This is a genomic window from Parazoarcus sp. PS-13 R2A (assembly GCF_057621855.1).
In genome coordinates, this window is record NZ_JBYEXN010000009.1 from 87,358 (window position 1) to 100,459 (window position 13,102).

A 13,102-nucleotide genomic window follows, 5' to 3' on the forward strand; every position below is an offset into this window, starting at 1 on the left:
GTCCTCAGACCACGATATTGATCAGGCGGCCGGGAACGACGACGACTTTCTTCGGCGGCTTCCCTTCCATGAACTTCTGTGCGGCTTCGGAGGCCAGTCCGAGCGCTTCGATCTCGGTCTTGCTGGCGGCTGCGGCAACCTTGATGCTGCCGCGCAGCTTGCCGTTGACCTGCACCATCAGTTCGAACTCGTCCTGCTTGAGTGCTGCTTCGAGTGGCTCGGGCCAGCTTGCGGCGAGGATGTCCTCACCGTAGCCACAGTCCTTCCACAGCGCATGCGCGATATGGGGCGTGATCGGTGACAGCAGGCGCAGCAGGATGGAGAGACCCTCTTCGGTCAGCTCGGCGTGCGCCGCAGCGTTGTCGCGCGGCGCTTTTTCGAGTGCGTTGAGGATCTTCATCGCCGCCGACACCACGGTGTTGAACTGGTGCTTGCCGAAGTCGTAGTTGGCCTGCTTCAGGTGGGTGTGGATCTCGTGGCGAACGTCGGCCAGTGCCGCCGGCAGCGTGCCCGCTGCCATCTGGCGCTGGGCCGGCAGTGCTGCACGCATTTCACTGCTGAAAACGTGGCCGAGGTTCCATACCCGGCGCAGGAAGCGCGACGCACCCTCGACACCGGAGTCGGACCATTCGAGCTGCTGGTCGGGCGGGGCGGCGAACATGGTGAACAGACGTGCGGTATCCGCACCGTACTGGTCCACCAGGGCCTGCGGGTCGACGCCGTTGTTCTTCGACTTCGCCATCTTCTCGACACCGCCGATCACGACCGGCAGGCCGTCGCTGGTGAGCTTGGCTGCAACGATGCGACCGCGCTCGTCACGTTCGACAGTGACGTCGGCCGGGTTGATCCACTGCTTCTTGCCACCGTCGAGGTCGCGGTAATAGGTTTCGGCAACCACCATGCCCTGGGTGAGCAGGTTGGCGAAGGGCTCGGACACGTTCACCAGGCCGCAATCGCGCATGGCGCGGGTGAAAAAGCGGGAGTAGAGCAGGTGCAGAATGGCGTGTTCGATGCCGCCGATGTACTGGTCTACCGGCGCCCAGTAATTGACGCGCTCATCGACCATTGCGGTGGTGCTGTCAGCACAGGCATAGCGCAGGAAGTACCAGGACGATTCGACGAAGGTGTCCATGGTGTCGGTCTCGCGCTTGGCCGGCTTGCCGCATTTGGGGCAGCTGCAGTCGTAGAACGAGGCCATCTTGGCCAGCGGCGAGCCGCGGCCGGTCACTTCGACGTTCTCGGGCAGAACTACCGGCAGCTGCTCGTCAGGTACGGGCACGTCACCGCAGTCGTCGCAGTGGACCATCGGGATGGGGCAGCCCCAGTAGCGCTGGCGCGAAATGCCCCAGTCGCGCAGGCGGTACTGCACGCGCTTGTTGCCCAGGCCCTTGGCTTCGAGGTCGGCAGCGAAGGCATCGACCGCATCCTGGAAATGCAGACCATCGTACTTGCCGGAATTGACCAGTCGGCCCGGTTCGGCATAGGCGTCGATCCACGGCGATACGGTCTGTTCGTAGGCGTCACGGGTGGAGCGCACGACCATCGTGATCGGCAGTTTGTAACGGGTGGCAAACGCAAAGTCACGCTCGTCGTGGGCTGGAACCGCCATCACCGCGCCTTCACCGTAGCCCATCAGCACGTAGTTGGCGACCCACACCGGCAGGTATTCGCCGGTAATCGGGTGCACCACACGCAGGCCGGTGGGCATGCCCTTCTTTTCCATGGTGGCGAGGTCGGCTTCGGCGACACCGCCACGCTTGCACTCTTCGATGAAGGCAGCCAGTTCAGCGTTGCCTGCAGCCGCCTGTGTGGCGAGCGGGTGTTCGGCTGCGACCGCGACGTAGGTTGCGCCCATCAGCGTGTCGGCGCGGGTGGTGAACACCTTCAGTACGCCGGATGCACCAATGGTCGACAGGTCGTAGGGGAAGTGCACCTCGACCCCTTCCGAGCGGCCGATCCAGTTTTTCTGCATCAGCTTGACCTGCTCCGGCCAGCCGGACAGGCCATCCAGCGCCTCAAGCAGTTCGTCGGCGTAAGCGGTGATCTTCATGTAGTACATGGGGATCTCGCGCTTTTCCACCAGCGCGCCGGAACGCCAGCCGCGGCCGTCGATGACCTGTTCGTTGGCGAGCACGGTGTCGTCGACCGGGTCCCAGTTCACCGTGCCGAGGCGCTTGTAGATCAGGCCCTTCTCGTACAGACGGGTGAACAGCCACTGCTCCCAGCGGTAGTACTCGGGCGTGCAGGTGGCGATTTCGCGCGACCAGTCGATGGCGAAGCCCAGGCGCTTGAGTTGGGTCTTCATGTAATCGATGTTGGCGTAGGTCCATTTGGCGGGCGGCACGTTGTTCTGGATGGCCGCGTTCTCGGCGGGCATGCCGAAAGCGTCCCAGCCCATGGGCTGCAGCACGTTGTAGCCGCGCATGCGGTGGAAGCGCGCCAGTACGTCGCCGATGGTGTAGTTGCGCACGTGTCCCATGTGCAGCTTGCCCGACGGGTAAGGGAACATCGACAGGCAGTAGTACTTGGGACGGCTGGCATCTTCGGATACACGGAAGGCCGAGGTGGCATCCCAGTGTTGCTGGGCGGCCGTTTCGACGGCGGCGGGCTGGTATTTGTCCTGCATGGGCGGGGTGCGTGCGCTCAAAGCGTTGAAAACGCGAAAGTATATCGCGAAGCCCGGTGCTGGCGCTCGGGCAGTCGGGTCTGAGTGCCAAATCCTTTGCCTGTCCGGCGCAGGAAAGCCGGCCTTCTACGCGCTTCGGCAAAAAAAATGGCACCCGGCGGAGGGGCCGGATGCCAAATCTCCGATGAAGGAGAGGGAGGGAGGGGGTGGGCGTCGCCGCTGGGGCGCTGCGCTCGAATTCGTACCGGTCAGGCCGCCTTCTGGGGTTTGATCTCGGTCTGGCGCTGCCAGTTGGCCGACATGGCCTTGAACATGTCTTCCATCGCTGTCAGCGGCATGTTCCACATGCGCTGCTGGCTGCGAAGAATGGGCGTAACACAGGGCGTGCACAGGGTTTCCTTCTCGGCGTCGAGGAGGTTGAGGAATATGTCGATGGCTGCACCCCAGTACTCTGCGTTGCCAACCCAGCCGGTCTCGGCGGTGGCTTCGCGGACTGCCTTGCGCCAAAGGGAATTGGCGCGCTCGATGGGGACGCCGGCCTTGCGGGCGTACCAGGGAAGTAGTTTGGGTGCTTTCATCTGTGTTCTCCGTATGGCCGGGGTAGGCCTGCGTGCGCTTTAGGGGCCTTGTGGGCCTGTGCTTTGCGCTCCGTATGCTGTGCTGCGTTAAGTAACGATGGCTTCTTATGAACCATTCTAGTGGGTGTCTGGCAAATAAACCGTGAAAAAGTTCATCAATTTGTTGCTGTGCACAATTCAAGCCTATCGTAGCAGTTACAGGGGATCAAGCGCCTGTCTCAAAATCGCAACACTATTCCGTTAGTTATAGAGGTGAGCGCTCGCACGCTCCTGCCCGGCGCTAGCGGGCTGTGCAAGGTCAGCGGTTAGAATGGCGGCAGTAAAGGAAAACTCATGTCCCAACTGCTTGCCAATCTGAACCCCGAACAACTTCAGGCCGTTACCCTGCCGCCTCAGCATGCCCTCATCCTCGCGGGCGCCGGCTCTGGAAAAACCCGCGTCCTGACCACGCGCATTGCCTGGCTGATCCAGTCCGGCCAGGTCGACCCGTCCGGCATTCTGGCGGTCACCTTCACCAACAAGGCGGCAAAGGAGATGCTCGCCCGCCTCGGTGCGATGCTGCCGGTCAGTCCGCGTGGCATGTGGGTCGGCACCTTCCATGGTCTGTGCAACCGGTTGTTGCGCGCCCATTACCGTGATGCCGGGCTGCCGCAACTGTTCCAGATCCTTGACTCTGCCGATCAGCTGGCCGCAATCAAGCGTTTGCTGAAGACGCTGAATGTCGACGACGAAAAATTTCCGCCACGTGAGCTCCAGCACTTCATCAACGGCCAGAAAGAGGCGGGAAACCGCCCCCATGCCGTCGAAGCCTGGGACGACTTTACAAAGCAGCGCGTTCAGCTCTATCAGGAGTATGAAGCACAGTGCCAGCGCGAGTCTGTTGTGGATTTTGCGGAGTTGCTGCTGCGCACTTACGAGTTGCTCGAACGCAATGAACCGATTCGTCGCCATTATCAGCGACGCTTCCGGCACATCCTGGTCGACGAGTTTCAGGACACCAACCGCTTGCAGTACCGGTGGTTGAAGCTGCTGGCAGCAGACGGTGCCGAGGGCGGCGCGGCCTTGCTGTGCGTGGGGGATGACGACCAGAGCATTTACCGGTTTCGTGGCGCTGAAGTGGGCAACATGCGCGACTTCGAGCGCGAGTTTCAGGTCAAGAACGTCATTCGGCTCGAGCAGAACTATCGCTCGCACAGCAATATCCTGGATGCGGCGAATGCGATCATCCGCTTCAATACGCACCGCCTGGGCAAGAATCTGTGGACCGACCAGGGGGCGGGCGAGCCGATCCGTGTGTTCGAGGCCTATGCCGACTCTGACGAGGCACGCTGGATCGTGGAGGAAATACAGGGCCTGGTGCGCGATGGACGTTCCCGCGCCGAGATTGCGCTGCTGTACCGTTCAAACGCGCAGTCGCGCGTGCTGGAACACCGCCTTTTCTCGGCCGGTATTCCGTACCGCGTCTATGGCGGCCTGCGCTTTTTCGAGCGCCAGGAGATCAAGCACGCGCTTGCCTATCTGCGCCTGATCGCCAATCCGGACGATGACACCGCGTTTGCGCGGGTGGTGAATTTTCCCACGCGTGGCATTGGAGCGCGCTCGATCGAGGTGCTGCAGGACGCCGCGCGCACCTATAACACCAGCCTGTATGCCACCGTGCCGCACCTGACGGGCAAGGCGGGAACCGCGCTGGGTCAGTTCCTGAGGATGATCGAGGATCTGCGGCGTGATACCGGGCCGCTGACCCTTCCCGAACTCATCGATCACGTGCTGGACCGCTCCGGTCTTCGAGATCACTACAAAAGCGAGAAAGAGGGCAGCGAGCGCCTGGAGAACCTGGACGAACTGCTGAATGCGGCCGCCAACTTCGTTGCGGAGCAGCAGGCGGGCGCGCCCGGAGCGGAGTCCGCCGATGCCGGCGAGCACCGTCAGCTTGCGGACTTCCTTGCCCATGCGTCGCTCGAGGCCGGCGATCATCAGGCGGACCAGGGCGCGGATGCGGTGCAGTTGATGACCGTGCATTCGTCCAAGGGTCTGGAATTTGATGTGGTCTTCCTGTCCGGGCTTGAAGAGGGGCTGTTTCCGCACGAGAACAGCATTCTCGAAGCCGAGGGGCTGGAGGAGGAGCGGCGGCTGATGTATGTGGCGGTGACTCGCGCCAGGGAGCGACTCTACCTGTCATTCGCGCAGAGCCGGATGCTTCATGGCCAGACCCGCTACAACCTGCGTTCACGGTTTCTTGAGGAGATTCCGGCCGGGCTCACCAAGTGGCTCAGTCCGCCGAGTCCGCGTGCGGCGCTTGGCGGTGCGACTGGTGGCGCAGGGGGAGCCTACTTCACGTCGTCCGCGAAACCGGCGGCAACGCAGCGCGAACCGCGGCCGGCGTTTGCCAGTTTGCCCGGCGGTCTGCGCATCGGCCAGAACGTGAGCCACGCCAAGTTCGGGCAGGGCGTGATCGTCGCCGCCGAGGGCGGTGGCAGTGACGCCCGTGTTCAGGTGAACTTCGGCTCGGCGGGGATGAAGTGGCTTCTGCTCGCAGTGGCCAAGCTCGATCCGGCCTGAGTGCGTTCCAGAGTGGCGGCGGGCCTGTGCAGGCCCACGCCGCTCAGGCGCCGTACTTGCGTGCCAGATTGTCGTGCAGGGAGACGAATTCCTGCGCGAGTTTGTGCTTGGGCTCGAGGTGGATCATCGGCTTGGCCTGTTCGTGTGATTCCTTGATCTTTACCGAGGCCGACAGGTAGGGCTCAAGTACGGGCAAACCCTCGTCGATCAGCTCCTGCACCACTTTCTGTGGCAGGCTGGCGCGGGCCTGGAACTGATTCACCACGATGCCTTCGACTTTCAGGTCGCGGTTGTGGTCGGCCTTGATTTCCTCCACGTTCTCGAGCAGGGAATACAGTGCGCGGCGCGAGAAGTCGTCGCAATCGAACGGGATCAGGCAGGCGTTGGCGGCAATCAGGGCCGAGCGGGTGTAGAAGTTGAGCGCCGGCGGCGTGTCGATATAGACGCAGTCGTATTCCTCGGCGAGTTCGTCGAGTGCGTCGCGCAATTTGTAGATCTTGTAGCGCGATTCCAGCTTGCTTTGCAGCTCTTCCAGCTGTGGGTGGGAGGGCATGACGTGCAGGCCGTCGAAAGGGCTGGCGACGATGAAGTCGCCGGTGGCTTTCGGATTGAGCTTGAAGTTGAGCGTCTGGTCGAAGAAGTCGGCGAGTGTGCTGTCGAGCGAGTCGCCCGATACGCCGAGAAGGTATTGCGTGGAGTTGCCCTGCGGATCGAGGTCGATGACCAGCGTACGCTTGCCCTGTTGGGCGCTGATTGCTGCCAGATTGCAGGTAATGGTGGATTTGCCGACCCCACCTTTCTGATTGAACACCACGCGTCGCATTGTCGATTCCCCTCCGGTTGTTGCGGCATTGTGCCAAAAATCGGCAAACCTATCCCGGATAGCTGTTTTGCGCAGGGCACACCTGCCCAAGCCGCGAGCGCTGCGCTAAACTTCCGACTCGTTATTCATGACCGTTGCAGCCTACTCCCCGGGGCGCTCGGCATGCGGGCCCGGTCGGGTCCGGTCCGTGGCAAGGCAGCTCGCGCCAGAGCAAAAAGAAAACGCTGCGGATGATCGCAATTGGCAGGACAAGGGCACGCGCCTATTGTCCTGTCCGGATGTTCACAAGAACACCATACTGTACCGAGAGGGAGAACTCATGGATCAGGATTTCATCGCAGCGGCCCTGGACTATCACCGTGCGCCGACACGCGGCAAGATTTCGGTCGTGCCCACCAAGGGCCTGACCAACCAGCGCGATCTCGCGCTTGCTTATTCGCCCGGTGTGGCAGCAGCCTGCGATGCCATCGTCGCAGACCCCGCACAGGCACGTGAACTCACCAGCCGTGGCAACCTGGTTGCCGTGGTCACCAACGGCACTGCAGTGCTCGGACTGGGCAATATCGGCCCGCTGGCGTCGAAGCCGGTCATGGAAGGCAAGGGCTGCCTGTTCAAGAAGTTTGCCAATATCGACGTGTTCGATATCGAGCTCAACGAGAATGACCCCGACAAGCTGATCGACATCATCGCCTCGCTTGAGCCGACGCTGGGTGGTATCAACCTCGAGGACATCAAGGCGCCCGAGTGCTTCTACATAGAGAAGAAGCTGCGCGAGCGCATGAAGATTCCGGTCTTCCATGACGATCAGCATGGCACGGCCATCATCTCGTCGGCGGGCCTGATCAACGGTCTCAAGGTCGTCGGCAAGGACATCTCCACCGTGAAGCTGGTGTGTTCCGGCGCCGGCGCGGCCGCCATTGCCTGCCTCGACCTCATGGTCAGCCTTGGTCTGAAGCGTGAGAACGTCTACGTTTGCGACTCCAAGGGCGTGATCTACCAGGGGCGTGACGAGAAGATGGAGCCGACGAAGGCCCGTTATGCTCAGGTCACCGATGCGCGCACACTGGGCGATGCCATCGTTGGTGCCGACGTCTTCCTCGGTCTGTCCACCGCGGGCGTGCTCAAGCCCGAGATGGTCGCCAATATGGCCGACCAGCCGCTGATCTTCGCGCTGGCAAACCCGAATCCTGAGATTCTGCCCGCTGATGCGAAGGCGGTGCGCCCGGACTGCATCGTGGCGACCGGGCGTTCGGACTTCCCGAACCAGGTCAACAACGTGCTGTGCTTCCCCTTCATCTTCCGTGGCGCGCTCGACGTGGGCGCCAGCACGATCAATGAGGAAATGAAGCTTGCCTGCGTGAAGGCGATCGCCGAGCTGGCTCAGGCCGAGCAGAGTGACATCGTGGCTTCGGCCTATGGCGGCGCGGAACTGACCTTCGGTCCCGACTACATCATCCCCAAGCCTTTCGATCCGCGCCTGATCGTGAAGATCGCGCCGGCAGTGGCCCAGGCTGCGATGGATTCCGGTGTTGCGAGCCATCCGATCGAGGACATGCAGGCGTACGCGGCAACGCTGAGCGATTTCGTGTACACGACCGGCATTGTCATGAAGCCGGTGTTCTCCGCAGCCAAGCGCGTGCCGATGGAGCAGAAACGCGTACTCTACGCCGAGGGCGAAGACGAGCGCGTTCTGCATGCCGCGCGCGTGGCCATCGACGAAGGCCTGGCACGTCCGATCCTGATCGGTCGCCCCAGCGTGATCGAGATGCGGATCAAGAAGATCGGCCTCAACCTTGTGCCCGAGCGCGACTTCGATATCGTCAATCCGGAATCCGATCCGCGCTATCGCGAGCTGTGCAACGACTACTACCGCATGATGGCCCGTGACGGCGTGACGCCGGATCTGGCCAAGGCCAAGATGCGTCGCGACACGACCCTGATCGGCGTGATGCTGCTGCGTCGTGGCGATGCGGATGCGCTGGTGTGCGGCACGTTCGGGACCTATGACTATCACCTGCGACAGGTGCAGGACGTCATCGGCCTCAAGCCGGGCGCCAAGCAGTTTGCGGCGATGAACCTGCTGCTGCTGCCCAAGCGCATGCTTGCGGTGACCGACACCTACGTCAACGAGAACCCGAATGCGGATGAAGTGGCCGAGATCGCGCTGATGGCGGCTGCCGAGTTGCGCAGTTTCGGTATCGAACCGCGCGTCGCCCTGTTGTCGCACTCCAATTTCGGCAGCTCGAATTCGACGTCGGCGCGCAAGATGCGTGCAGCCAGTGAGATACTGCGTACCACGGCACCCGAACTCGAATGCGATGGCGAGATGCACGGCGATGCAGCACTGTCGCCCGAGATCCGCGCCAAACTGCATCCGGATTCGGCGCTGACGGCAGATGCCAACCTGCTGGTGATGCCCAACCTCGACGCAGCCAACATCTCCTTCAACCTGATGAAGATGGCGAACGGCGACGGCGTGTCTGTTGGTCCGATTCTGCTGGGTGCTGCACAGCCTGTGCATATCCTGACGCCGTCGGCCACGGTTCGTCGCCTGGTCAACATCACCGCGCTGGCAGTGGTCGATGCCGCCGAACTGAGGCGCTCCAAGGGTGGCTGAGTCCGGTCTGGTGGCCCGCCTCGTGCGGGCCAGCCTGCTTCCCCTTGCGCTGGTCGCGGTTGCGCCTGCGCAGGCGGGGGGCTGGTTGCTTGCGTCGCCCGAGCCCCGAGTGGTGCCCGGGCAGTCGTTTGAACTGATTGTCATCGGTGCGCCGGTGGATGGCGTGTGGCCGGAGCGCCTGCCGGCTCAGGTTGAACTGCCGGACGGCGGGCCGCGCATTGCGGTCGAACTCGTGCGGGCGAGCTCTCTCGGGGAAACGCAGCGGCGCTACATCGGCCAATGGCCTGGCGAAGTGGTCGGCATGGCAACGCTTTCCCTGCTCGAGTCGCCTTCTGCACGGCTGATTTTCGATTCCGGGGCCGCGTTGCGGTCACCTGCCGCGTCCGCGCAGGCGGGCAACGTCGCCAAGGCCGGGGCGGTGACCCAGCAGAAGCGTTCGGATGAGCCCGTAGCCCCTGCCGCGCTGAGTTTTCACGAGCCGATGTATTTCGTCGTCGGCGGCACCGACCCGAAGTCGGCGCGCTACCAGATCAGCTTCCGCTACCGTCTGTTCGACGATCAGGGCGTCGTGGCCGAGAGCTTTCCGCTGGTGCGCGGTCTGTATTTCGGCTTTACGCAGACCTCGTTGTGGGACCTCTCATCGGAGTCCAAGCCGTTTCGCGATACCAGTTTCCGGCCTTCGCTGTTCTATCAGTGGAAGCTGTCCGATCCCAGCGAGGGGAATTCGGTCGCACTGGCTGCCGGTTACGAGCACGAATCCAACGGGCGCGATGAAGAGGATTCGCGCAGTATCGATACCCTGTTTGCGCGTATCGATGCCCGTTACTACTTCCCGAACGGTCGCACCTATCTGGGCGTTGAGCCCAAGGTCTGGGGTTATATCGACAAGGACGACAATCCCGATATCACCGATTACCGAGGCTACGCCCAGCTCGGTTTGCGCTTGGGAAGCGACGACGGTCTGATGCTTTCCGCATTGTTGCGCAAGGGCAAGGCAGGCGTGGGCAGCACGCAGCTCGATCTGTCCTATCCGCTGCGCCAGAGCGTGTTTTCGGGGGTCGGCGCGTTTGCGCATCTGCAGTATTTCAACGGGTACGGCGAGACGCTGCTCGATTACAACGTGGGCCGTGGTCCTCAGTTTAGAATCGGGGTTTCGATCGTAAGATAAGGCGTCATCCGGCGGTTTCCGCAGCGGGTGCGCCCGCCAGGAGACCGCCATGCCGCACGCCATCCGCTTTCATCAGACTGGTAAGCCCGAAGTCCTTCAATGGGAGTCGTTCGACCCCGCCGCGCCCGCTGCCGGTGAGGCACGCGTACGCCACCACGCCGTCGGCCTGAACTACATCGATACCTATCACCGCAGTGGCCTGTATCCGGTCCCCTTGCCTTCGGGCATCGGGCTTGAGGGGGCTGGCGTGGTCGAAGCGCTCGGTGACGAGGTCGATGGACTCAAGGTGGGTGACCGCGTCGCGTATGCGGGCGGCCCGCTCGGTGCCTATGCCGAAGTTCGCAACATTCCTGCACACCGTCTGGTTGCGCTTCCCGAGTCGATTTCGTTCGAGCAGGGCGCGGCAATGATGTTGCAGGGCCTGACCGCCCAGTATTTGCTGCGCCGCACGTATCGCGTGCAGCCGGGCGACACCATCCTCATCCACGCCGCTGCGGGCGGGGTGGGACTGATGGTGTGCCAGTGGGCGAAGGCGCTCGGGGCGACGGTGATCGGTACGGTCGGCTCGGACGAAAAGGCCGAGATCGCACGCGCCCACGGTTGCGATCATCCGATTGTCTATACCCGCGAACGCTTCGCCGAACAGGTCCGCTCCATCACCGGCGGACGCGGTGTGCCGGTGGTCTACGACTCGATCGGTGCGGATACCTTCATGGATTCACTGGCCTGCCTGCGGCCCATGGGCATGATGGTGCTGTTCGGCGCAGCATCCGGCCCGGCCCCTCCTTTCGATTGCGGTCTGCTGGCGAAGATGGGGTCGCTGTTCCTGACCCGTCCGACACTGTTTACCTACACCGCGGAGCGGGACGATCTGGTCGCAATGGCGGCTGATCTGTTCGATGTCGTGAGTACCGGAAAGCTGAAGATCGAGATCAACCAGCGTTATCCGCTGAGCGAAGCTGCCCGTGCGCATACCGAGCTTGAGGCGCGCCTGACGACGGGTTCCAGCATTCTGTTGCCCTGACCTGTCTGCGGCGGCCCGGGTCGTTTGGTGAGTTTGTGTTTGTTGCAAAGTTGTCGGGTCTGGCATATGTTCCCGGTATGATGCGGTGCAGCATTTGGCGCAACGGAATGGCGTCACGTGTGCTACCTCTCATCTCATGACGACCAGGGAGATCGACAACAATGGAACAGAACACGCTGATTTCGAGCTTGCAATCGACCTTGGGCGGCAGCCTGCCGGGCATACTCGGTGCGCTTGCCATCCTGGCGCTGGGCTGGTTTGCCGCAGTCCTTGTCCGTGCGGGCAGCCGCCGCGTATTGCGGGTCGCGGGCGTCAACCAGAAGCTTCAGAGCGGCACCGGGCAGGCATTCGATCTTGAGTCGATGCTCAGCCTTGGCTTGTTCGGGCTGGTATTGCTGATTACTGTCGTCGCGGTACTCAACATCCTCGATCTGGAGAGTCTGTCGTCTCCGTTCGCGGCCTTGCTGGCCCAGATCACCACCTACCTGCCGCATCTGCTGGCGGGCGCCATTCTTTCGGTGGTCGCCTGGGTGCTCGCGACCGTCCTTCGGGCGCTCACGAGCAAGATGCTGGCAACAACCACGCTGGATGAGCGCCTCGCAACCGAGGCCGGCATGGAGCCGATGAGCGCCAACATGGGCAATGTCGCGTTCTGGCTGGTGATCCTGCTGTTCCTGCCGGCCATTCTCGGTGCCTTTCAGCTCCAGGGCCTGCTTGAGCCGGTGCAGGGCATGGTCGATCGCGCCTTGTCGATGGTGCCCGACATCTTTGCCGCGCTGGTCATCGGATTCGTGGGCTGGCTGGTGGCCAGGGTCTTGCGCGGGCTGGTCAGCAATCTCCTTGCGGCTGCCGGCGCAGACAGGCTGGGCACATGCATTGGGCTGGATGAGACCGTGAAACTGTCGCGCCTTGCCGGCGTGCTGGTATTCATCCTGGTCTTCGTGCCAAGCCTGATCGCAGCACTCGACGCCTTGAAGATCGAGGCCGTGTCCGCCCCGGCGATCAGCATGCTCGATCAGTTTTTTGGTGCCGTGCCCAATATCCTGGCGGCGGCGGTGATTCTGGGCGTGACCTGGTTCGTTGCCCGCTTCGCGTCCGGTCTGGTTGCGCGACTGCTCGCAGGCGTCGGGTTCGACCTGCTGCCGGCGAAGCTGGGTCTTGGGCACGCGATTGGCGAAGGACACACCGCATCGGCGCTGGTGGGGCGCCTGGTGCTGTTCTTTGCGATGCTGTTTGCCGTGGTGGAAGCGGCAAATCGACTGGGGTTCGGTCAGATCAGCGAACTGGTGACGATGTTTGTTCAGTTCGGTGGCGACATCCTGCTCGGCGCGGTGATCCTCGTTGCCGGTTTCTGGCTCGCCAATCTCGCTGCCGAGGCCATCAACCGGGCCAGCGGCGAGCATACAAGCGGGCTGGCACGCATTGCCCGCGTCGCCATTCTCGGACTGGTGATTGCAATGGGCTTGCGTGCCATGGGCATTGCTGACGATATCGTCAATCTGGCTTTTGGCCTGGGCTTTGGTGCGGTTGCAGTGGCGGTGGCCCTGTCCTTCGGGCTGGGTGGTCGTGAAGCGGCGGGTCGCCAGATGGAGTACTGGCTGGCCAAGTTGCGCAAGGACGAGCCCGGCAAGGACTGAAGCTGGACTTGGGTCCGGTGGCGGCATGACGGCACCGGACTTTTTCTTCCCTAGTACGGGGGGGATG

General features: G+C 62.6%; 8 protein-coding genes. 5 read left to right on the forward strand and 3 right to left on the reverse strand.

The window, feature by feature from the left end; genetic code table 11:
* Nucleotides 1-4: 4 nt before the first annotated feature.
* Nucleotides 5-2,626, reverse strand: a complete 2,622-nt coding sequence (gene leuS, locus AC22G6_RS10365; protein WP_487366725.1) for a leucine--tRNA ligase — start codon at nucleotides 2,624-2,626, stop codon at nucleotides 5-7.
* A 248-nt stretch (nucleotides 2,627-2,874) separates the two neighbouring features.
* Nucleotides 2,875-3,204 (reverse strand): hypothetical protein, encoded by a 330-nt coding sequence (locus AC22G6_RS10370; RefSeq protein WP_487366726.1) that lies wholly within the window; start codon nucleotides 3,202-3,204, stop codon nucleotides 2,875-2,877.
* Nucleotides 3,205-3,537: 333 nt separating this feature from the next.
* Here AC22G6_RS10370 and AC22G6_RS10375 point away from each other — a divergent pair, with 333 nt between their 5' ends.
* On the forward strand, nucleotides 3,538-5,766 hold the full coding sequence (locus AC22G6_RS10375; protein ID WP_487366727.1) for a UvrD-helicase domain-containing protein: 2,229 nt from the start codon (nucleotides 3,538-3,540) through the stop codon (nucleotides 5,764-5,766).
* A 43-nt stretch (nucleotides 5,767-5,809) separates the two neighbouring features.
* On the opposite strand, the gene AC22G6_RS10380 is transcribed toward AC22G6_RS10375, so the two are convergent.
* The gene (locus tag AC22G6_RS10380; protein WP_487366728.1) at nucleotides 5,810-6,589 is read right to left on the reverse strand and encodes a ParA family protein; all 780 of its coding nucleotides are present in this window, start codon (nucleotides 6,587-6,589) and stop codon (nucleotides 5,810-5,812) included.
* Between the two features lie 319 nt (nucleotides 6,590-6,908).
* Between AC22G6_RS10380 and AC22G6_RS10385 the strand changes: the two genes are divergently transcribed.
* From AC22G6_RS10385 to AC22G6_RS10400, 4 genes are all read left to right on the forward strand, one after another.
* Nucleotides 6,909-9,206, forward strand: coding sequence for an NADP-dependent malic enzyme (locus AC22G6_RS10385; protein WP_487366729.1), 2,298 nt, complete (start codon nucleotides 6,909-6,911; stop codon nucleotides 9,204-9,206).
* Nucleotides 9,199-10,374, forward strand: coding sequence for a phospholipase A (locus AC22G6_RS10390; protein ID WP_487366730.1), 1,176 nt, complete (start codon nucleotides 9,199-9,201; stop codon nucleotides 10,372-10,374). The genes AC22G6_RS10385 and AC22G6_RS10390 overlap by 8 nt, the downstream gene beginning before the upstream one ends.
* A 49-nt stretch (nucleotides 10,375-10,423) precedes the next feature.
* The gene (locus AC22G6_RS10395; RefSeq protein WP_487366731.1) at nucleotides 10,424-11,398 is read left to right on the forward strand and encodes a quinone oxidoreductase family protein; all 975 of its coding nucleotides are present in this window, start codon (nucleotides 10,424-10,426) and stop codon (nucleotides 11,396-11,398) included.
* Between the two features lie 161 nt (nucleotides 11,399-11,559).
* Nucleotides 11,560-13,035 (forward strand): mechanosensitive ion channel, encoded by a 1,476-nt coding sequence (locus AC22G6_RS10400; RefSeq protein WP_487366732.1) that lies wholly within the window; start codon nucleotides 11,560-11,562, stop codon nucleotides 13,033-13,035.
* Nucleotides 13,036-13,102 lie beyond the last annotated feature (67 nt).

What these genes read in the sequence shown, in the direction of transcription:
- AC22G6_RS10400 (WP_487366732.1), top strand. Translation starts at nt 11,560, where the DNA reads ATGGAACAGAACACGCTGATTTCGAGCTTGCAATCGACCTTGGGCGGC.
- leuS (WP_487366725.1), bottom strand. Translation starts at nt 2,626, where the DNA reads ATGCAGGACAAATACCAGCCCGCCGCCGTCGAAACGGCCGCCCAGCAA.
- AC22G6_RS10370 (WP_487366726.1), bottom strand. Translation starts at nt 3,204, where the DNA reads ATGAAAGCACCCAAACTACTTCCCTGGTACGCCCGCAAGGCCGGCGTC.
- AC22G6_RS10395 (WP_487366731.1), top strand. Translation starts at nt 10,424, where the DNA reads ATGCCGCACGCCATCCGCTTTCATCAGACTGGTAAGCCCGAAGTCCTT.
- AC22G6_RS10385 (WP_487366729.1), top strand. Translation starts at nt 6,909, where the DNA reads ATGGATCAGGATTTCATCGCAGCGGCCCTGGACTATCACCGTGCGCCG.
- AC22G6_RS10375 (WP_487366727.1), top strand. Translation starts at nt 3,538, where the DNA reads ATGTCCCAACTGCTTGCCAATCTGAACCCCGAACAACTTCAGGCCGTT.
- AC22G6_RS10380 (WP_487366728.1), bottom strand. Translation starts at nt 6,589, where the DNA reads ATGCGACGCGTGGTGTTCAATCAGAAAGGTGGGGTCGGCAAATCCACC.